Annotated in this window: 17 protein-coding genes and 3 pseudogenes; 3 read left to right on the top strand and 17 right to left on the bottom strand. The window is 57.3% G+C overall.

Features of this window, described 5'->3' with window-relative positions; all coding sequences use genetic code 11:
• Positions 1–79 precede the first annotated feature (79 nt).
• The 9 genes and pseudogenes from EJ067_RS35460 to EJ067_RS19520 form a co-directional block, all read right to left on the bottom strand.
• Positions 80–739: a hypothetical protein gene (locus EJ067_RS35460; RefSeq protein ID WP_063169296.1), complete on the bottom strand. Its 660-nt coding sequence runs from the start codon at positions 737–739 to the stop codon at positions 80–82.
• Positions 740–840: 101 nt separating this feature from the next.
• Positions 841–1,496, bottom strand: a pseudogene (locus tag EJ067_RS19555) (IS630 family transposase); the annotation flags it as partial.
• 68 nt (positions 1,497–1,564) lie between these two features.
• Positions 1,565–1,799: pseudogene (locus tag EJ067_RS19550) on the bottom strand (aldehyde dehydrogenase family protein); the annotation flags it as partial.
• Between the two features lie 308 nt (positions 1,800–2,107).
• Complete coding sequence (locus EJ067_RS35690; RefSeq protein ID WP_063169297.1) at positions 2,108–2,356, bottom strand: aminotransferase class III-fold pyridoxal phosphate-dependent enzyme; 249 nt, start codon at positions 2,354–2,356, stop codon at positions 2,108–2,110.
• Positions 2,317–2,544: an aminotransferase class III-fold pyridoxal phosphate-dependent enzyme gene (locus tag EJ067_RS35685; RefSeq protein WP_263485461.1), complete on the bottom strand. Its 228-nt coding sequence runs from the start codon at positions 2,542–2,544 to the stop codon at positions 2,317–2,319. Before EJ067_RS35685 ends, EJ067_RS35690 begins: the two co-directional genes overlap by 40 nt.
• A 221-nt stretch (positions 2,545–2,765) precedes the next feature.
• Positions 2,766–4,748: an argininosuccinate synthase-related protein gene (locus tag EJ067_RS19540; RefSeq protein ID WP_063169298.1), complete on the bottom strand. Its 1,983-nt coding sequence runs from the start codon at positions 4,746–4,748 to the stop codon at positions 2,766–2,768.
• Positions 4,749–4,870: 122 nt separating this feature from the next.
• A protein-coding gene (locus EJ067_RS19530) for an IS630 family transposase (protein WP_189510039.1) occupies positions 4,871–5,814 on the bottom strand; the annotation gives its coding sequence in 2 pieces (ribosomal slippage) (positions 4,871–5,478 and positions 5,478–5,814; 945 coding nt in all).
• A 71-nt stretch (positions 5,815–5,885) separates the two neighbouring features.
• Positions 5,886–6,707 (bottom strand): DMT family transporter, encoded by an 822-nt coding sequence (locus EJ067_RS19525; RefSeq protein WP_245467989.1) that lies wholly within the window; start codon positions 6,705–6,707, stop codon positions 5,886–5,888.
• A 684-nt stretch (positions 6,708–7,391) separates the two neighbouring features.
• Positions 7,392–7,610, bottom strand: a complete 219-nt coding sequence (locus EJ067_RS19520; protein WP_029354714.1) for a helix-turn-helix transcriptional regulator — start codon at positions 7,608–7,610, stop codon at positions 7,392–7,394.
• Between the two features lie 109 nt (positions 7,611–7,719).
• On the opposite strand from EJ067_RS19520, the gene EJ067_RS19515 reads away from it, so the two are divergent.
• Positions 7,720–7,986 (top strand): DUF2285 domain-containing protein, encoded by a 267-nt coding sequence (locus EJ067_RS19515; protein WP_063169299.1) that lies wholly within the window; start codon positions 7,720–7,722, stop codon positions 7,984–7,986.
• 438 nt (positions 7,987–8,424) lie between these two features.
• Here the strand turns inward: EJ067_RS19515 and EJ067_RS19510 are convergent, their stop codons facing one another.
• Positions 8,425–8,658: a helix-turn-helix transcriptional regulator gene (locus EJ067_RS19510; protein ID WP_082826573.1), complete on the bottom strand. Its 234-nt coding sequence runs from the start codon at positions 8,656–8,658 to the stop codon at positions 8,425–8,427.
• A 115-nt stretch (positions 8,659–8,773) separates the two neighbouring features.
• Between EJ067_RS19510 and EJ067_RS19505 the strand changes: the two genes are divergently transcribed.
• Complete coding sequence (locus EJ067_RS19505) at positions 8,774–9,055, top strand: DUF2285 domain-containing protein (protein WP_063169301.1); 282 nt, start codon at positions 8,774–8,776, stop codon at positions 9,053–9,055.
• Positions 9,056–9,493: 438 nt separating this feature from the next.
• A complete protein-coding gene (locus EJ067_RS19500; protein WP_063169302.1) occupies positions 9,494–10,450 on the top strand; it encodes an IS481 family transposase in 957 nt (318 codons plus the stop codon).
• Positions 10,451–10,625: 175 nt separating this feature from the next.
• Here EJ067_RS19500 and EJ067_RS19495 read toward each other — a convergent pair whose 3' ends face one another.
• From EJ067_RS19495 to EJ067_RS19465, 7 genes and pseudogenes are all read right to left on the bottom strand, one after another.
• Complete coding sequence (locus EJ067_RS19495; protein ID WP_082826574.1) at positions 10,626–11,363, bottom strand: LuxR family transcriptional regulator; 738 nt, start codon at positions 11,361–11,363, stop codon at positions 10,626–10,628.
• 870 nt (positions 11,364–12,233) lie between these two features.
• Positions 12,234–13,639: pseudogene (locus tag EJ067_RS19490) on the bottom strand (aminotransferase).
• Positions 13,640–13,878: 239 nt separating this feature from the next.
• The gene (locus EJ067_RS34650) at positions 13,879–14,055 is read right to left on the bottom strand and encodes a hypothetical protein (protein WP_164781893.1); all 177 of its coding nucleotides are present in this window, start codon (positions 14,053–14,055) and stop codon (positions 13,879–13,881) included.
• A 676-nt stretch (positions 14,056–14,731) separates the two neighbouring features.
• The gene (locus tag EJ067_RS19485; RefSeq protein ID WP_126080675.1) at positions 14,732–15,238 is read right to left on the bottom strand and encodes a TIR domain-containing protein; all 507 of its coding nucleotides are present in this window, start codon (positions 15,236–15,238) and stop codon (positions 14,732–14,734) included.
• A 9-nt stretch (positions 15,239–15,247) separates the two neighbouring features.
• Positions 15,248–16,108, bottom strand: coding sequence for a DUF4231 domain-containing protein (locus EJ067_RS19480; RefSeq protein ID WP_126087045.1), 861 nt, complete (start codon positions 16,106–16,108; stop codon positions 15,248–15,250).
• 1,413 nt (positions 16,109–17,521) lie between these two features.
• A complete protein-coding gene (locus tag EJ067_RS19470; protein WP_126080672.1) occupies positions 17,522–18,019 on the bottom strand; it encodes an Lrp/AsnC family transcriptional regulator in 498 nt (165 codons plus the stop codon).
• 502 nt (positions 18,020–18,521) lie between these two features.
• Positions 18,522–20,066: a fumarate hydratase gene (locus tag EJ067_RS19465; protein ID WP_126080671.1), complete on the bottom strand. Its 1,545-nt coding sequence runs from the start codon at positions 20,064–20,066 to the stop codon at positions 18,522–18,524.
• Position 20,067: the final 1 nt, after the last annotated feature.

The following is a 20,067-nucleotide window of genomic DNA, read 5'->3' as shown; positions in this document are numbered from 1 at the left end:
ATGTGAGAAGTTGCTGCCGGTGCGGGTACCGGAGGTCGCCGATAGTGACAGCCGATGTTCGACAGCGGCAAGGACATGCTCAGCCGTCAACGCGCCGAGGGCTTGGCCGGGAATGGTGGTGATGGAACCAATCCAGAAAGCGGCGGCTGCCCAGGAGAACGCCTTCGCGGGACTTTGACTCCAGTCCGCACACCCTGCTCAGATAGTCCGAAAAAGAGGTCAGAAGCGGAGCATCCGGATTATTATCTACACTGGGAACAGAAGCATGGAAGCGTTCTGGAGCCACTCGCCGCGCGTTTACCAGTGCCGACACTGCTCCAAGCTGACTATCTGCCATGACCACCTGCCGAACGTAGTCCGTTGATGCCACCGGTACCCTTCGCGGTCTGCTCCAGCGGGAAGATCGGGTCTGATCGACCCTGCTGACCTGTGCGGCGGCCTCTCTCGCTAGGGCGTCCCCCTTCCTGTCGTCCTCCTCCGCCGCTTTCGGCTGCTTTCGGCCCGCCGCCCTCGCCAAGGCGTCGTAGTCGGTAAGCGCGTCCTCCGTCTCCTTTAGGGGCTTCATCGCGTGACTAGAGTTTAGCGCGTGTTTGTAGGCGGCGGACCGAATGGTCGTCGAAATGCCACTCAGCGCCACCGCAAGATGCCCTAGGGCTTCCGCCTCATGATCTGACAGCGGCACGTCACGATTAGAGCCGATTGCCCTGCCTTCTTCCAGTTTCACAATGTTTGTAGTCATTTCCTGCTCCATCGCGTTGACTGAGATACGATGGAGACGGAAGTGGAGAACAAATTTTTACAAGCAACTAAGATGATATTCTCGTCAACGGGACAATAGTGGACGTTGAGGGCGGCGAACAGGGTGGTGGTGCCGTTGCGCTTGTAGTCGTGCCTCATCGTACCGAGCCGCCCCTTCTTCATCGGCAGGCCGGGTGGGTGCGGTCGAGCGCCGGATCTGGCTCTTTTCATCGACCGACAGAACGATGGCATGGGCCGGCGCATCGAGATAGAGGCCGACGACGGCGCGCAACTTGTCGACGAACTTCGGATCATTGGAGAGCTTGAACCTGGCGCCAGCGGTGGGGTGCGAGACCATGCGCCTTCCAGATGCGCCTGACGGCGCTGGCGCTGATTGCGGCGGCTTGCGCCATCATGTCGGCGGTCCAGTGGGTCCTCTCGCCCGGCGGATCGGCAAGCGTCAGTGCCACGACGCGCTCGCCGACATCGGGACCGAGCGGCGGAATGCGCCACTGTCGCGTCTTGTCGCGCAGCAGCCCGTCACAGCCTTCCGCGGCAAAGCGCTCCTGCCAGCGCCAGACGTCGGTCTTCGACTTGCCGATGCGGCGCATGACCTCGCCGGTGCCGACGCCGTCGGCGGGCAAAAGCACTATCTCGGCGCGCCAGACATGCTTTTGCGGGGCGTTGCGATCCCTGATCAGCGCCGTCAGACGGACGCGATCGGCCGACGAAACGGTGAACGATCTTCCTGTGCGCATGCGCCAGACTCGCACGCGCAGGCCAGAAAGGGAATCTCTGATTGGACTCCTATGTCAGGCGGGAACCACTAGACGCCGAGACCGCCGATGCAGACATGTTTGGTGTCGAGATAATCCACGATGCCCTGGAGGCCGCCTTCCTTGCCGAGGCCCGATTCCTTGACGCCGCGGAACGGCACCTCCGGCGTGGTGATCAGGCCTTCATTGACGCCGGTACTTCAGTCCTTCCATCACGCGGAAGGCGCGACCGAGATCGCCGGTGTAGAAGTAGGCCGCGAGGCCGAACTCGGTGTCGTTGGCGAGCGGCGTGCCCGACCTGAGACATGGGTGACGTTTTGTACCGGACACGGATGAAGTGCACCCCTCGGGTGAGCGTTTGCTCGATAATATCCACTGAAGTGAAGCAGTCGGTCTTAATGCTGGAACTCATGCCACCCGACCGACCCGGGAATTCGCAGCAGCGGCGCCGTCGAGTGCAGAACGAATGCCGTCAACCAAGGGGTCGATCTCGCTTTCGGTGATTATATAGGGCGGACAGATTCCAAGCACGTCTCCCATATTGCGGATCATGACGCCGTGCTCGCGGCACCGCCGCTCGACATCGCCGATCCTCAGCTCGGGCGCGAAGACGCGACGGGCGCACGATCCTCGACGATCTGAACCCCCGCGATGAAGCCGCGGCCGCGGGCTTCACCGACAAGCGGATGGTCGCCGAGCGCGTCCGCGAGGGCTCCATGCAAGTGATCGCCGAGACGACGCGCCTGGGTCACGAAATCGATCTCGCTGTAGATCCTGATCGCCTCGGCGGCGACGGCCGCTATCACCGGATGACCGGAGTAGGTGAAACCGTGACCGAACACGCCGACCTTGTGGGCCTCGTCAGCGGCGCATTGATAAATCTTGTCGAGATAATGACGCCGCCAATGGGCAGGTGACCGGATGAAAGCCCCCCGGCGATCGAGAGCATGTCCGGTTCCATCCCAAATGTCTGGCTACCAAACCAGTTCCCGGTGCCTCCGAAGCCGCAGACCACCTCGTCGGACAGCATGAGGATAATTTCTCACTTTCTTGCGAAGATCGGGGGTGTCCACGGTCATTCGTATTACGCGAGATCCGCGAGGCCAAAAACCATCATACCAGAGAGGCGAAACTGCTATCTAGGTGTTTAGATGCAAGAAATTAATCCTGCATTGTTCCCGCACCAGGAACACCCGAGAGGATACCAAGCAGTATTGAACCTTGTTGAAAATGCTCTCGGCGCGCTGGGCGTTATAATTTCTCGAAGGCGATCACAAGGACGTCGCGATAAGCGTACGGCATTTTCAGGTTTTCGGCCACAATCGACGATACATCGTGAAAGGTTTCGCGGTCGTTGCAGATCACAAAATCATTCGGGGAGTTCATTTCGACCTCGCCGAGGAACTCCTTTGAGGCGTCGGTGATCATGCTCATGCCGCCGGTGACGTTGACCCGCCCAATCATATAGCAAGCAATGAAGTCCACCCCGTCCTGGTGAAGGCCCTCGGGTGCCGGTTTGCCATTTACACCATCGCGCGCGACAATCCGGTAGGGATGGATCTTGATATTCCAACGATCATGTCGGGCGGCTTCACATAGAATTCTGCAGAAACCTGTCAGAATCTTTTCTAAGACGGGATGGTCTATAAAGGAGTTTTCAAGGGGCTCGAAGTGGCGCTTGAAGCCGCCATTCAGATGATTGACACTTTTTGATTGTTCGTAGGGGGCGTGGGGTAGGAGCCTAAAGATTCCGTCAGTCGCGTCATATTCAAAAGCGCTATAGCGCCGGTAACGATATGTTCCGCCGTCACGCATGTATTCATCGAGAAGAAGTCGATTCCAATGGTCAGCAAAGTTCTTCCAGGCTGCATCAATTTCGATGCCAAAGCAGGCTTCGGCGCGCTCGCCTTTTGAAAACCACCATCCATTTGTCACCAGACCGTCAGTGCATTGTTGACTGAGGTTGGCCGGCGCCTGGGGTGCGTTGTTTTCCACGGGTGTCTCCCTTTTGGTGACTTGGCGAGGACGGAACGCTTTGGACAACGCTATGTGGGTTGCGGCTTGGTATTCCCAAAGGTCGCGGTCCCTAATGTATCTCGGCGTCCTGGCTCGGATCGACCGAGGTAAAAAGCGTGTGTGATCGACTATGTAGCTGACGCTCCCGCTAACGCCCTCGAGGGCGGATGCAATGGCCCGTTCGCACATCTGGTGAATAGTACTGCCCCATGCACCTGAAACCGCCTCTTGGGACCAGGCTTGCTCAAGCCCTTGCTTCAAAACGATTGATGCCACGTCAAGAGAAGCGGTTTCGAGGTGACGCAGCGCGTCGAAGATAATGGCCGCGGCAGGGGCCTCGCGGACTTCGAGAACCTTTTGGCCGGTTGTGATGTGTTCAAGCCCGACAAAGCGGCCGTGCCCGAATTTGCCGACCGTGTTATTCAGGAACGGGATTGCGTCGACCAATGCAACATCACGGTCATCAATTGACACGAGACTTCCGTCTGCAAACCCGAGTTTGATCTCTACCGGCTGCTCTGCGGGAATGTGGCGCGTCCAAGCAAATGCCTCCTCGGGGATGGAAAAGTTCTCGGGATCTTCCAAAGGCCCCGACTCGAATTCCCGACACCAGAGGTTTTCGTCCGCGCTCCACGTGCGGTCCGCCACAAAAGTCGCTCCACACTTGGACAGGTCGGAGGTCTTCTGTTGTCGGGATATCACAGAGCATTCATACGGACTGCCGAAGTTGCCGGAAAATCCTGAGCGCTTAATGCTATTGTTAAGGCGCGGAAGACTGTTTTGAGAAAGGTTTGCTGTATGAAGAACCAGCCGTGAGTTGATTGACCTAGCATGATTAACAACCAAAGATGCGATTATGGGACGGCTCAACGAACTGCTCAACGGATAGATGCCAAGGTACTTGGCGTGGGCTCGAATGGCTGATTTCACGCCTTGTTCGACAAAGGCATCCCGCCCTTCGAGGCAGACAAAGCGCGCGCCGAACATGGCTGCCGTCCGTTCCAACAAAGGCTGATCGATGCGCGTTCCGACATCCGCTGCGACAGCTTCAATGTTCGCAAAGCCAAGGCTTTGCAGCTTGTAGAGAAGATAGGTGCTGTCGAGACCGCCGCTGAACATGGTTGCAACTGGTGCGGTTCGGTCCGGAAAAGCCTCCAGATCTTCAAAACTCGAAATGCCGCCGATGGCGGGTTTGGTGGAAGCCAAGATGGGGTTCATTTGGATGTCCTGCTCTCAAACCAGATGCCAGCAAACGTCGCAGCGAGGACGAGGCCTGCGCCTATCAAGCTCGGTACTGTCAAAGGCTCATTCAGAAGAAGGTGCGCTAGAGCGCGTCCTGTTTAATCCGGTTCATATCCTGCGGCTTTGAAGTAGTTGGCACATTCGGCTGGGGTGAAGAGGTCGACGACCGCACCGACCGCGTCCCACAAAGCGTTGATGGTCCTCTCGGCCTTTGCTCGCAGCAGCGCCTTGAGTTTGGCGAAGGCGTTCTCAATCGGATTGAAGTCGGGACTGTAAGGCGGCAGGTAGAGCAGGCTCGCGCCTGCGGCCTCAATCGCGTCGCGCACGCCGGCGGCCTTGTGGGCGGGCAGGTTGTCCATGACGACTACGTCGCCCTCCGACAATGTCGGGACCAGCACCTGTTCGACATAGGCCAGGAACACGTTGCCGTTCATGGCGCCGTCGTAGACGAAGGGCGCAGTCATGCCCGTCAGCCGCAGCGCTCCGGTGAAGGTCGTGGTCTTCCAGTGGCCATGCGGCACGCCGGCCCGGCAGCGCTCGCCGCGCGGCGCTCTTCCACGCAGGCGGGCCATCTTTGTGGAGAGGCCGGTCTCATCGATGAACACGAGCTTCGCCGGATCGAGGTCGAGCTGGCCGTCGAACCAGTCCCGGCGCCGGTTCAGGATGTCGGGGCGATCCTGCTCCAGTGCGTGCGCGGACTTTTTTTGAATGTCCAGCCGTGGCGGCGAAGCCAGGCGCTCAAGGCGCTGCGGCTGATGCGCACCGACTGCTCGGCGACGAGCCGCTCCACCATCTCGTTCAGCGTGATGTCCTTGCGCTCCTCGATCAGCCTGACGATGAAGGGTTCATGCGCATCGAGGCTGGAGGCGCGGCGGCGGCCCTGCGGGCGGGGCGCCAGTTCGCCGATCTTCGCCCGCGCAATCCAGCGGATCGCGCTGGACACTCCCACGCCGAACCGCGCCGCCGCTTGCCGCGCCGACATGCCCTCGTCCGAAGCCTTCAAGACCCGCGACCGAAGATCCATGCTCAATGCTTTTCCCATCGTCAACCTCCATCGAGGTGGACGTTGAATCAGCACAAAACGCAGCCGTCACATCACAATCGATTCATCGATCACAGGAAGTGCTCTAGAACGAAACCAAAAAAAGGTTCTGTTCCCATCAAGAAGCCAACCCGTGTCGGTGTGGATTTTCTCACTGCGGCATTTTGAATGTAGAATGCAGCGAGGGTGCAGAAGAGTGCAAGGAAGGCAACAGCGCCCCAAAACTGAAGGGTGGCCCTCACAACAAGGCCTGAAATTCCGAACTGAGCGACGGCCAAAACGAAAGTAAGTGTTGCCACCGTCGATCCTTGGATGGCCGTCAGGGCTGCAGATGAAATCTGCCGGCCGGCCAGAAGGCGTTTGGTGGAAACGACCATAACCGCTCGCAGAATCGCGGCCCCCAAGACAAGCGCGTCACCCGGGCTGAACCTGCTGATCCCGCCAGTGAGAATGCCGACACCGATGCACGCTATGGCAGCACTTGCCAAAATGCCCGTAGGTGGAAGTCGCCGTGATAGCCCATAGTCGATGCTCGGCGTGAAAATCACACAAAGCGATATGATCAAGGCCGTGTTCATTGCGCTTGTCGATGCAACGCCGTAAGTTTCAGCAATAAAGATGCAAAAAAGTATTGTTCCCAATGCGAAGCCGCGGATGAAATCGCCCCAGGAGACCAATGCGATCTCATGTCTTGCAGCCACTGCCGTAATGATCGTAGTAATCAGGAAGCGATAAAGAACAAGTATCGAAACCGGCGCGTAGAACAGTGCGCCTTTCCCGACCGGATAGCTCGCCCCCCAAACGAATGCGACTCCCAGCAAGGCTAGATCCACCGAGAAAGATGGCGTCCGTGTTTTCCTGACAGGTATTGGAGAACTTTCGAAAACGTCCACCTTCAAAGTTTCCTTTGTGTTAGCCATCCACCCCTGCTGCGAGGGTCAAACAGATCAGGTCGTTCAGCCTCTTGGGCGATCCGTGCCGCGGCGTACTTGTTTTTGGTAACGCAAGTGCCGTGCCGATTCGGAAAACCATTGCTAGACAACAACCTGGTCGCCTTGATAGTTCGGCGGTTCATGTCCATTGTTGTCAGAATGCCGACAATGACTTCAACTGCAGGGATCCTACCGGCAGGGCCTCAAGGCGAACACGCGGCTCCAAGATGCCGACACGATGGCTGGTTCAGCCATGCTTCGACAGTTGCCTGTTTTTTCAGTTCCTTTGCTGTTCGTGCGCTAACCGCAACGCTCCATACTAGTCTCGCGTGGCTGTCCCCGTGGGGTGGGCGGCAGAAAGCGATTAGGCCCGCTGAAAGAGGCGAACCGCATCCGAAGGATCGTAACCAAGAGAAGGACCTGAAGCGAGAGCGAAGGTTGCGGGAGGCCGCGGCGGGCCTAAAAGGCAATGCCGACCGCCCCAGGAAAGGCTGACAAAAACCGCAGCGGCCGACTGTCCAATAGGGTGCGCCGGGCCAGGGCGAGCCAAATGGCAGGGGCTGCCGGGGGACCCTAAGAAAAGCCTGGGTTCACGAGCACCCGGCGCGCGCCATCAGGCGGCCAGCTACTTGGAGGGCGGGTGTATCATGCCTGTTTGTCGGGCCGAACCAGATCCATGTGGCTGACGCCGAGGGCCAATGCCAGTTCATAGATCGTGATAATTGTCGGATTTCTTCGGCCTTTCTCCAAGCCGCTGATGTACTGCTGACTGAACCCGGAAATCTCCGCAAGCTGCTCCTGCGTCAGGCGCTTCCTTTGCCTGATCCTCTGCACATTCCGTCCGACCAACTTGCGCATATCCATGCACGCAAGCCAGCGGATCAGGCGGCTTGAGTTTATCAACTATAATATGTAATCCACATTTAGCAGGCACAGGGCTTCGCGGGTCCATTGGCCGGAGATAGAATTAGCGATGTTGCAGCCCAGATCGAACACGCCGTTCGCCGACGAGGTCCCCTGGTCGGACCGCATTACAGCCTACGACAAGGACCACTTTACAACCTATATGAGGCTCCTGGACGCCTCGGCCGACAACGCCACTGAAGAGGAAATGGCCAAAGTGATCCTCGGCATTGATCCGGCACGCGAACCTGAGCGCGCACGCAACGTTCTTCGCAGTCATCTCGACCGTGCAAACTGGGTGGTGACGAGCGGCTACAAGGATTTGTTCGCCAGTTGACGAAATGGGCGGTGCGGTCGCTTCGCTTCAAGCAACGAAGTCGCGCAACCGCCATGCATCGACGTATCACCACAGCGCGGATGGCCCAGCGCTTCGCTGTCTCATCATTTTGTCCTCCGCTCGCCAATGGCTGCTTCCCAGGAATGGGTGCGGCGGCGAATCATGACAGGAACGGGTCCGCCGTCTGAGCCGCACCGCATCCGAAGGGCCGGATGGACAACCTACTGAAAGCTCACAGCTGGCTAAGGGTTGCGGGACGCCGCGGCGGGCCTAGAAGGATGCGGCGCCACCTGCTGAGAAAGGCACAAAACAGAGCGAATTGCGAGAGTCTAACGACGCGCTAGGAGGCGCAGCGGAATGGTCGAGACGCCAGAGCCAAGAAAAGCGGGGCTCGACCCACCGGCACACGGCACGCGCGGTGATGGGCGCGGGCGCCCACTACGTGCGCAGGCTCAACAGAATCTCACACGGATCAGCATCGAGGGCCGCAGTTACGTCGAGAAACTCAATGACATCGAGACGCCGTTCGCCACCCTCATATTTCGCCACGAAAGATTGCGGACGACCAAGCTTCTCAGCCACCTGCGCCTGCGTCAGCCCTTTGACATTGCGCAGTGAGATCAACTGGGCCAGAAACCGCTGGTGGCGGGGAGATCGAAGAGATTTGGGCATTTAGGTGAACCGGCAGGTAGAGACCGGCTCAGCGACTAATCCCCGTTTCGGATTATCCCATTTTGGGATATTCTGCCTTGGATCCAGCGATCAACATGCGAGGTTCGCGGCAGACATGAATCAATCAACGGGAACAGATAGGACTCAAAGCTCAACACTGCTCGACGAAGTCCCTTGGTCTGACCGTCTTACCGCCTACGACAGGGCGCACTTTACCATCTATATGAGGCTCCTGGACGCCTCAGCCGATGAGGCGCCCGAAGAGGAAATGGCCCAACTGATCCTCGGCATTGATCCGGCACTTGAACCGGAGCGCGCCAGGAAGGCGCTTCGTAGTCATCTCGACCGTGCGAACTGGATGGTGACGAGCGGCTACAAGGAATTGTTCGCCAGCTGACAAATTCGCAGTGCTCGGTCATAGAAGCGTTCCTGTGCCATTGGTCAGGCTGATCGGGGCCTGCACCACAGACGCGCCGGCAAAATGGACCCGGTGGCGAGCACAATTCAGTTCCCAGGAAATCGGGGTTTGGCAACTGTCCGAGCGTCTGACGTGATAGAAGGTTCCGCTCTGTCTGGATGGGTATTAGCCCGGAGCAGCACTCCATATCGTACCGGCGCTCGACGAAGGGTCCACCTCTTCGCTTTCAAGCCGCATAACCGATAGCCATCGCCCTAAGTCAAGGGTTAGAGATTACCGGCAGGCAGGTATGCAAGCGGGCCATCCTCGGAAACTATATAACCGCACGACTAGCTGTGAGCTTTCGGGAGGTTGTCCATTCGGACCGGACCGGGGAGACTGGAGTTACCAAGCTTCAGCACTCACCGGAGGGTCCGAATGAACATCCATAAGAATGCCCGTCTCACACCGCTGCGTCGAGAGGAGATGGCGCTGTCGGTGATAGAAGGCGCTTTCTCCAAAGCCCATGCGGCGCGTGTCTACGGCGTGTCGGCCAAGATCGTGGCGCGCTGGGTCGAGCGCTACAAGTCCGAAGGGCGGGCCGGCATGATCGACCGTTCCTCGCGGCCCGCCAATATGCCGCAGGCCACCGCTGCGTTGATCGCCGAGCGCATCATGGCGCTGCGGCGGCAACGTTGGACCGGCAAGCACATCGCCCATGAGGTCGGCGTCTCGCCCGCCACCGTTAGCCGGGTTCTCAAGCGTGCCGGACTGTCGCGGTTGCGGGATATCGAACCGGCCGAGCCGATCCGACGCTACGAGCGCGAGCATCCTGGCGAGATGATCCATATCGATATCAAGAAGCTCGGTCGTTTCGAGCGCATCGGTCATCGCATTACCGGCAAGCGCACCGGCAATGCCAGCTCGCGCGGCAGCAGTTGGGAGTTCGTCCATGTCTGCATCGACGACGCCTCCCGCATCGCCTTCTCGCAGATCCTGCCCGACGAGAAAAAAGAAAGCGCCATCGCCTTCCTCAAGGCGGCGGTGGCCTACTACGCCAGCCTCGGCGTCACGATAGCCCGCGTCATGACCGACAACGGCTCCTGCTACAGATCAAAGGCCTTCGCCAAGGCCTGCCGCGATCTCGGCCTCAAGCACGTCAGGACAAGACCCTATACACCCAAGACCAATGGCAAGGCCGAGCGCTTCATCCAGACAGCACTGCGCGAATGGGCTTATGCCATCGCTTATCCGACTTCAGATCACCGCGCCGCAGAGTTGCCGGTCTGGCTGCACAGATACAATTGGCACCGTCCCCACGGGAGCCTAAAGTCCAAAACACCTATCAGTCGCCTCGCTCTAACCGAGGACAACCTGTTGAGGCTCCACAACTAGCTCGTCAGCGACGACACACCCGCTCGAGCACCCATAGACTATGATCACCGGCGCGGACTGGAAGAATACGGCTGCATCGCCCGAGCCGGCGGAACAGAAGATCTCGGCATCCAGTCAACGCTCGATACAAAGCGCGCGATCGAATGGCCCGAGCACAAGGGGATCAAAAAGCTTCTCAGACAATTGAGGACCCTTCGGACCCCAAAAGGGCTATAGCCTGATTTTGGGTTCGCACGCCTAGCTTCTTCTTGGCATTGTCCAAATGAAAAGCGATCGTGCGTGGCTTGATACCCAAGATGCGGCCGGTCACCCAGGCTGAATTACCCCGCGCTGCCCACCTCAGGCACTCATATTCGCGGGATGTCAGCGAAACCCCATCCACTGTTCGATCGCTCGGCAATTTGCGGCGAACGCAACGATGAAAGCAGGCCGCCATCAGTTGAAGAGCTTGTTCGTACCGCTCAGCGACCCGAAGAAATACTGGACGAGGCTCATCGGCGGCAAAAGTAACCGCAGCGATGCGGCCGCGGAGATCGACAATTGGGATCGTCAAACCGCAGCAGATGCTGAATTGAGCCGCCTCATCGAATAGCTGCTGTTGAGCCGGCGACATTTTATCGCCTCCCAAATTCGATCCCCAGTGAAACGGGCAGCCGCCATTTCGAGCACGCAAGACCACAGGATCGAGTTTCTCATACTGATTTTCCAGATACTGTCTGGTCCAGCGGGGTGGATAGTTTGAAATTAACCTCGGTTTGCCGGAAGGCCGTGCTGGCAAGGAGAGGTAGGCAAAGAAGATTAGGTCAAGTCGTCCGGCCGCCTCAGCCATGGCATCCCGGAAATCTGCCTCATCGATACTCTGTGACAGTCTTTCAAGGAATGTCTCGAAAACAAGTGGCATGTGCCTCGTCATCGTCGCGCTCGATTCTTCCTCTTTCTGCACGCCTTCCGGCTGCGTCGTGTATGTCCCGACAAACGTGATTGAATTCGCGGGCGTCGCTGGGCTGACCGGGCTCCAGAATGCTGCCACACTTTCGATCTTCGTCGGTCATCCCAATCATGCTGGGCTCACCCGATGGGCGTCTGGCAGACGCCTCATGATCTCAACAGCTCAATCAGAGAATCTCCATGCATTAAATCATGACCGCCCCTGCACCGACCAAATCAGGAGAAATCATCCTGCGCTGACCAAAAGCCATCATTGACCCCAGCTTTTGCAGGAATTTGGGTCGGCATTAGCATAACAATTCGGATAGCCGCTCATCCCCCACCCGGGGCGCCGTGATCCGCAAAGAAGTGTTGCGATGCTTTCTTTTCTTTGATAGGCAAATCGTCTCAACAATATTAAAATGCCTTTCCTTGTGAACGGGGTGGCGTGTGAGTATCGTCCTTCTATATACCTGACGTGATAAAATTCACCGCAATGATTATGGCCCGCTGCAATGATGTAAAGGGCACGTCTAAGCTCAATCTGCATCGGAACGTGCAGATGACCTTTACCAGACCCTCGATCCCGCACGGGCCATAATGATACTGATTACGTGGGTCAAAAAGGGCGCCCTGCCGGCGGGGAGGTACACCCGCAGGGCGCGCCGCACAGAGGTCCTGGTCGTTGGGCAACAGGACAGCGGCGGCAGAACTGATTCGGTTACAAATCGTGACTGAAATAGCCCGGAGCATGCTCAAGATCAGATATCTGGAATTCAACAGTTTTGGGTCTGCTCGGCGCAGTAGCGCGCAGGGACATGCCTGCCTCCGGACTCGCTCCTTCGCGATCGCAAAATCATACGGCACCCTCGGCCTTCAGCGCGCGATAGGTGGTATCGACCGACTTTACCGTCGCGTCGACAATGATGTCGATCTCTTTTCGGGTAATGATCAGGGGGGGGCATAACCGAGGATGTCGCCATGCGGCATGGCCCGTCCGATGACGCCATTCTCAAACAGAGCAGCTGCAGTGCGCACCCCGACCTGAAGGTCGGGTTCGAATGGTATCCTTTGTTTTGGGTCCCGCATCATCTCCACGGCCGACAGGATACCCACTCCGCGAACTTCACCAACGATGGGATGTCCCGCCAGCTCGGCCTTCATCCGGTCTTGCCAATACGGTCCAACATCGCGGACATGCTCCAGAATATTTTTTTCTTTAAGCAGTCGAATATTGGCGAGCGCGGCTGCGGCACAAAGCGTGTGCCCCGAATATGTCCAGCCGTGGCCGAGTGCGCCGTGCTTCTCAGTTCCTTGTTCCAAAACCGACCAGACACGGTCGCCAATGATTGACCCGGAGATGGGGAGGTAGGCGGAACTCAAACCCTTTGCGATGGTCACGAAATCCGGACGCATGTTATACAGGTGGGAACCGAACTTCTCGCCGGTTCGCGCGAAGCCACAGACCACTTCATCCGCGATTAGAAGGATATCGTATTTGTCGAGCACCGCTTGAATGGACGTCCAGTACCCTTTGGGGGGCGGCACAATACCTCCTGTCCCAAGTACCGGCTCTCCGATAAAAGCTGCAACCGTTTCCGGTCCTTCGGCCAGGATCAAGGCTTCAAGCTCATCGGCACAGCGCCGGGAGAACGCTTCCTCGCTCTCCTCGACACGCGCCTGGCGGTAATAGTGCGGCGTGGTTGTATGGCGCACCAAATCCAGAGGCAGGTCGAAGAAATTGTGAAAGAAGGGAAGGCCAGTTAGGCTACCCGTGACCAATCCAGACCCGTGATAGCCGCGATTTCGCGAGATGATCTTTTTCTTTTCGGGCCGGCCAAGAATGTTATTATAGTACCAGACCAGCTTGATGTTGGTTTCGTTGGCATCGGAACCGGAGAGGCCGAAATAGACCCTTCGCATGTTCTGACCGAAATACTCGACCACGGCCTCTGCCAACAGGGCGACCGGCTCCGTACCTTGGCTGGCATAGACGTGTGCGAACGGCAATTCGTGTGCTTGCCTGGCAATGGCCTCGGCGATCTCCGTGCATCCATATCCCATGTTGACGCAGTAGAGTCCTCCGAAACCGTCGAGGCTCCTTCGGCCTTCGGTGTCCCAGATATAGACGCCTTCCGCACCGGCCATAATCCTATTTGGCGTTTCGCCTCGGCTGTGCTTGGCCAAATGCGTAGAAGGATGGAAGACGAAGCTTCTATCCTTCTCCCGGAGTTGCTCGGTTCCCAGATTGCTCAAGCGCATGTCCCTCTCCTCGCGATAAATTGGCGGAGGGCACTCGGCCAGCCACCTGTTTAGCAAATAGCATACCGGAAACGTCCCTTGAGTTTCTCGGGAATGCAGGTTATTCGCCGTGAAATTCGCGGGATCGGCCCGAATTGCCGTGAAAACTAAGGCGTCACGTTCGCCTTAGCCGAGGGTCGGGGGCGCGTCATGCAAACACGAACAGCTTACGACGCGCATGCGCCCAGCATAGTGCCCGATTAGCGGGCGATATTGACGGATGAATAGCGCTCGGGACGCTGTTCCCGCCGGCCGCGCGAGGCACGATAGAGCGCCGGCGGCCATGTTCCGCCGAACTGCCGGTCATCCCTTACATTCTGACGGTCCGGATCGGTCTTGCCGTTCCCAAGGGTGGTAATGCAGGTGATCAGGGGCAAAGCACATTCGCCTCGATCAGCAGGCAGCGGGTTCCGTGCCGCGGCACAGGCTCCAACCTGGTTGGCCAGCGCTGAGAGGCTGAGGTCGTGCCCTCGCGCATATTGATCGCTTTGGCGGTGCGGCGGCTGGTGCTCGGCAGACTTCTCGAAGGAGCATAGCCAGAAGGTTCGGCCCGGCAAAGACGCGCGGCGAGAGCTCCTTGCCATTGACATCTTGATTCGCAGCCGACCAGCGCCGCCAAGTTCTATCGTGAGCGTGTTGCCTTTCTTGCGATCGCAAATTCGTGGTTGCTGCGCAGGGCGAGCCGAGCTGCGGCTCGCAGGAGGGGGCGAGCCGACAGAATTGCGCGGCCTGAAAAGCTGCCTCCATCAATGCTGGCCGCTCGTGCAGTCTCGAAACGCTGGATCAAGCCTCAAACATCGAACAGCCGCTCCTTTTCCTCGCGAAACCAGCGCCCTCGCGCGACATGATCTTGTCTGACGATCCGACGCTTCGAGCGGGGCTCCTCTAATAGGTTGCACATGACCTGCAGCTTTCAGCCAAACTCAGCAAATCGGACGTCTCTTCTTATCATCGCTCGGCAAGCTCGGAACACGCTGGGGGACGTTGCTAAGGCTAGTCGCCGCCAGCGGATGGCGAGGATGTTTTGGCGGCTAAGTGCTTTTAGGTGGGCGATTATAAGCCGAGATCGCGATAGGTGCTTTCGCCATAGCTCCTGGCGCCATCGCCACGCTGAGCGTTTGAAAGCCGATGAAATTCGCTGGGCCAATTGGCTAGCGCGTGCTTGATGGCCTTCATCTTGAACGGCACGTGCACAACACATTTGTCCCTGATGATAGGCGGACAGCTCGCATCTTGTTGCCGCGAGCCGTTAAGGTTTGCTGCGATTATCGGCAGACCTAGATCAAGGGCCAATTCCATTTCCCAGCGCACGAAGCGAAAAAGGTTTTTCGTTTTCTCACCGATCAGGACAAGTACCTGGCTCGATCCATTCATTCTGTTGCGAAGATTGCGTTTAACATAATCTTCGTCCTGTGCTCGGCTCGTCATATTGTCCAGATCGTGAGCGTTCGCGAATTCAAAACTCACATTCTCGCTGGCATTCCACCCTTTCATAAAGCGGTATGCCCAAGCGTCTTCATCGCCGTCAAATATTACATAGGTCGGATCGCTGTATGCCATTGTTGTCTCTTAGTTGTTTTGACGAGCAACCCACTGGGTGTGCTCCCGTGAGAAAGCCAGTTCGGCTTCGTTCACCGCGGCGGAGAATGCCTCATCCGAGTTGGCGTCCGTAATAAGGTCGGCAGTCAAGCCGATCTCGTGAGCTGTCAACGTGTAAGCCGATGCCAATTCGTTAAATTTCTTGATCTGGGTCCACCCGATAAGCGAGGCGGCGATGACAATTAGCGGCTCGGTCGGCCAGCCAGGCATCGCGGGGTCAGCGATGCGTACTACGATGAACGAGAATCCCAGAGCGTATGCAAAAATACCAAGGCCCATCCAGACTTTCGCGGACCTCTTGTTCGAGCGCGCCTTCTTCTCGTACCACTTCCGCTGGTCGCAGATTCGTCTCTGCAGATATATGTCTTTTCTTTCTTTTAGCGGGGAGTCCCTTATCGACATCATCTGGTCGGTTGTTTGGGGGGATGCTGAATCGGTGCCGCTCAACGCGCTACCAAGGTGACGATTGCTATCAAGGATACCTTCCATGAGCTTTCGAAAATCAGCTCTGGCGTCAGCGGCGCGCGCGTCATCGAACGGCTGTGCTCGCATCGCGAAGCGCCAAGTCAATGTCTTCACCGACTCTGCAAGAGCTCGAGCCTGATACCAGACCTGCTCGGGCTTTGTGACCGACCGGAAAATGAGGACTCCCATTGAGCAAAGAAATACCGCAGCATAGACACCGAAATAGGCTTTTGATGGCGACAAGTCCAAAGAGAGCACCGACGCTAAAAAAAGAAGAACGTACTCTGCCCGGATCAGGCGGAGAAACGTCGCCTGCTGCTCGTTGGATGCCACGTCGGCGCTATTATAGAGTCCAGGATATTTCATTTTTGAAGCACACCAGTCTATTTTGTGGCGGTAAATTCTTTAAGCCAGGATTTGGCAAACGTGAGGTTAGCAGTCGAGCTTACAGAGCCTATTCTTGAGCGAGGCGCGGTCCCTCTGTTCATAAACAGGAATGCAGGTCCTGTCCCATCAATGTAAGGGTATAGGCCCAAAAATTCTTGCCCGGAGAATGTTTCCGAAGAATTTTTTGCCACGGGCAGAACCGCTACCGCGGTCCGAAACCCATCGAAAAAGCCAAGCTCCCAAGGCATCCATCTGGATTCTGGAGAATTGTTTGAATGCACATAGATTAGCGTCTTTGACTGCCTCATACGGGTCCGCAGCAACTCGGCGGTGGCCGAGGAGACCTTTGTGCGGTCCAGTTGTGAATCTTCGACCCAATCTACGTAAGCAGTGAACCCAAGCTCCTCGAAAATTCGCTTCACACCGAGAATGATCTCTGCGTCCTTGAAAGAATGTGACAGAAAAACGTCGAATGAAGATCTGGCTGTAGCTGCGGCCGTCTCTTCCTTTAGAACGATCGATGCGGCTCTATGTCCTCGACTGGCATTCGCAACTCTTTTCAGCTCTGCCTCGGTCAGTAGCACTATTCAAATCCCCCATGATCTGTTCGCAATCTATGAACTTGACGCCCATTCGATTAAGCGACCCTTGTCTTGTGAAAACTGGCACCATGCTCTCCAGCCGGTAGCGCAACCTCCACCTTCTCAAAGACCACGTCGGCTGGCAGGAGTGACCGGCCTTGTCACCCACCTACGCGACCCCGGCACAGCCATGCTCCTCGCTTAGAAGGCTGCGAGACCAGCGATGTCAAACAGGACAGACGATCTCCTAATCTCGATCAGCAACGAACTTACGACGTAAAAACGCGATGGAGCGATCTCCGAATGTCCGCAGGCGTCGAGGGCCGGGTTGGTCGCCAGGGCCGAGCGGGCCAGCTTGCACTCCCGCTACCCGTCGGCTTGCCAAACCCTCGCTGTAGATTTCGCCCCCCCCACACGGATGCGCTGACCGCGACTAAGCTCAATCGCCACTGATCGCCAATCCAGGGCGAAAGTTCCCCCCTTGAAGTAGCGGTAGAGGCATTTTTTCGGCACTTCGCATCTTAGATATGGACGCCTCCTCAACCAGGCACGATCCGGTTTGGCTTCTCGCCGTAACCGTGCTGGCCAAGTGCGTCCGATGGCTGCTTCGATCCGTCTCCTGGAATGATCGGTTCCAGATTGCTCAAGCGCATCGTCCTTCCTCGCCATCAACTGGCGGATAGCGCTCGGCCACCTTTTTCCAGCAATTAGTATACCGCAAATGTCCCTTGAGTTTCGTCGGAATGGGCGCCTTTTGCCGACGAATCTACGGGATCCGTGCCAAACGCCGTTGAAACTTAAACTTTCGCTTTCACCGTTGCCTCAGGGCGGACAAAGGTATCGGTGAATTGGACTTCACTGGTTTCGTGACGACAAGGCTATAGTATTGATCAATCCCCAAGCCTGCCTGCAGCAGTCCCTCCATGAAATCCTGATAGGCGGCCATAGAACGAGATGCGACCCGCATCAAATAATCCACGCGCCCCCCAATTGCCCAGCAGTCCAGGATTTCCGGAATCTCTTGGATTGCAGTTTCGAAGACTCGTTGGTCCTCAAGACGATGGCGATCCAGCACGACTTCTACCATCACAAAGATCATGCCGCCGACGAGTGCAGGACTCAGTCGCGCATAAAATCCCTCAATAATTCCTGCGGCCTTGAGTGCTCGGAGCCGCTCCGAACAGGCCGACGCCGAAAGATGAACTCGTTTTGCAAGCTCACTTTTTGAAATCCGACCGTCTGCCTGAATCTCGGAGAGAATCCGGACGTCCCAACTGTCGAGTTGCACGGGATCGGGTTTCGACTTCATAACCTGTTGCTCTCAAGCAGCGATCGACAGCGCGCCGTGTGCCGATCAATTCTATTATCATTGAAACGACCGAATGTAGCAGTGGAAGGCATCCGTTCCAGGCCCGAGATGTGCTAGAATGGGTATGAAAATCAGCTAAGGAGAGCGATCCGCTGAGAAAAGCTGCAGAAGTAATTTGGCTATCGCCCCAGCGCCTAACGGGCAATGGTGCAGCTGGAGAGGAAGTCGGCGGCGGCAGAGACCTTCTGATAAATAAAATAGATAACCCATTTTCTTGAATCCCCGCTACCGTACTTGATAGACGCGCGACTGCATTCGAGCCTCGATCGCGTGGACGGCATACTCAATGCAGTATTCAGTGGCACATTCAGCTATTGGGGTGAATTGAAGGCCTTGCTCGTCCGGCTCGCCGAGGCGCAAGGCACCGCAAATGCCGCTCGTCGTACGGCGTGCCCAACAATTTGACGCTGGTGTCTGGCCGAAATCGCCTAACTGGGAAGATTCAAACGCCGATGTTGCGTGCGATGCTGTCGGCCGCCATACGCCTACGCCACTCGAGAGGCCCGGAATTGTGAATGGAGTTTCCCTCAACATCGACGGCCATGATAACAGGCATGTCCTGCACATCGAATTCATAGATGGCTTCCATGCCCAGGTCTTCAAAGGCAACGATCCGCGCCTTCTTAATCGATTTTGAAATCAGGTACGCAGCGCCACCCACTGCAGCAAGATAGGGCGTTTTGTGTCTTATAATCGACTCGATGGCCGCCGGTCCCCTTTCCGCTTTGCCGATCATCGCAAAAAGGCCGGTTTCGGCGAGCACCTTGTCCGTAAAATCGTCCAAGCGGCTGGAGGTTGTTGGACCGGCGGGTCCAACGACCTCATTCCTCACTGCCCGGACGGGACCGACATAGTAGATCACGCGTCCCGTCAGATCGACCGGAAGCGGCTTGCCGGCATCGATCAGCTCGACCATTCGTTTGTGGGCAGCGTCACGGCCCGTCAGCATCTTTCCAGACAGCAGGAGCGTTTCACCGCAGCGCCACGATGCCGTCTCTTCCTTCGTCAGCGTATCTAAATTGACCCGCCGGACGCCGGCTGGGTTCAATTCGTCGGCTCCGATGTCGGGCCATTCGCGCAAATCGGGCGGCTGGAGCCTGATGGGTCCAGAGCCGTCCAAAGTAAACTTCAGGTGCCGGTTGGCGGCGCATTGCGGGATGAGCGCCACAGGCTTGGACGCCGCATGAGTAGGATAGGTCGCAACCTTGACGTCAACGACTGTCGTCAGACCACCAAGCCCTTGGGCGCCGATGCCAAGCGCGTTGATCCGCTCATAAAGCTCAATCCGCAGTCCCTCTTCCGGGCTTGACGCCCCCCTTGCGATTAGTTCCGCCATATCGATGGGCTCGTTCATGGCTTCCTTGGCCAGCAGCATCGCCTTTTCAGCGCTACCACCGATACCAACAGAGATCAGCCCAGGCGGACACCATCCGCTGCCCAGGGTCGAAACGGTATTGACCACCCAGTCGGAAACGGAGGCGCTGGGATTAAGGGTGGTAAAACGTGCCTTGTTCTCGGACCCGCCGCCTTTTGCGGCGATAGTGATCTCAATCTGGTCACCTTGCACCAAGTTGACATGGACAACTGCCGGCGTGTTGTCGCGGGTGTTGACCCGTCTAGCGAGGGGATCCGCAACGATCGATGCCCGAAGGGGATTGTCCGGATCGAGATAGGCTTGACGTACGCCCTCATTCACAAGATCAGCGAAACTGGCTGTTGACTTAATGCGGGCATCCATGCCGACCTTTGCGAAGACAACCACAAGTCCGGTGTCCTGACAGATCGGGCGCCGCCCAAAGGCCGCCATGCGGGAGTTCAGCAGAATCTGACCTATGGCATTCTTCGCCGACGGGCTCTGTTCTCGCGTGTATGCGTGAGAAAGAGACCGGATATAATCTGGAGGATGATAGTACGAGATGTACTGAAGGGCGTCGGCGACGCTCCTTGTGATGTCGCGACCTGCGATGGTCCGTGTTCTGTTTCCCACC

This window comes from Mesorhizobium sp. M1D.F.Ca.ET.043.01.1.1, assembly GCF_003952385.1.
Taxonomy (GTDB): Bacteria; Pseudomonadota; Alphaproteobacteria; order Rhizobiales; family Rhizobiaceae; genus Mesorhizobium.
The sequence above is the reverse complement of the archived record's forward strand: the minus strand, read 5'-3'. Positions and strand labels throughout refer to the sequence as shown.

Coding starts and splice junctions, on each gene's coding strand:
- EJ067_RS35460 (WP_063169296.1), bottom strand. CDS start 739: ATGACTACAAACATTGTGAAACTGGAAGAAGGCAGGGCAATCGGCTCT.
- EJ067_RS35685 (WP_263485461.1), bottom strand. CDS start 2,544: ATGCTGTCCGACGAGGTGGTCTGCGGCTTCGGAGGCACCGGGAACTGG.
- EJ067_RS19540 (WP_063169298.1), bottom strand. CDS start 4,748: ATGAACCCCATCTTGGCTTCCACCAAACCCGCCATCGGCGGCATTTCG.
- EJ067_RS19520 (WP_029354714.1), bottom strand. CDS start 7,610: ATGGATATGCGCAAGTTGGTCGGACGGAATGTGCAGAGGATCAGGCAA.
- EJ067_RS19515 (WP_063169299.1), top strand. CDS start 7,720: ATGTTGCAGCCCAGATCGAACACGCCGTTCGCCGACGAGGTCCCCTGG.
- EJ067_RS19510 (WP_082826573.1), bottom strand. CDS start 8,658: ATGCCCAAATCTCTTCGATCTCCCCGCCACCAGCGGTTTCTGGCCCAG.
- EJ067_RS19505 (WP_063169301.1), top strand. CDS start 8,774: ATGAATCAATCAACGGGAACAGATAGGACTCAAAGCTCAACACTGCTC.
- EJ067_RS19500 (WP_063169302.1), top strand. CDS start 9,494: ATGAACATCCATAAGAATGCCCGTCTCACACCGCTGCGTCGAGAGGAG.
- EJ067_RS19495 (WP_082826574.1), bottom strand. CDS start 11,363: ATGACGAGGCACATGCCACTTGTTTTCGAGACATTCCTTGAAAGACTG.
- EJ067_RS19485 (WP_126080675.1), bottom strand. CDS start 15,238: ATGGCATACAGCGATCCGACCTATGTAATATTTGACGGCGATGAAGAC.
- EJ067_RS19480 (WP_126087045.1), bottom strand. CDS start 16,108: ATGAAATATCCTGGACTCTATAATAGCGCCGACGTGGCATCCAACGAG.
- EJ067_RS19470 (WP_126080672.1), bottom strand. CDS start 18,019: ATGAAGTCGAAACCCGATCCCGTGCAACTCGACAGTTGGGACGTCCGG.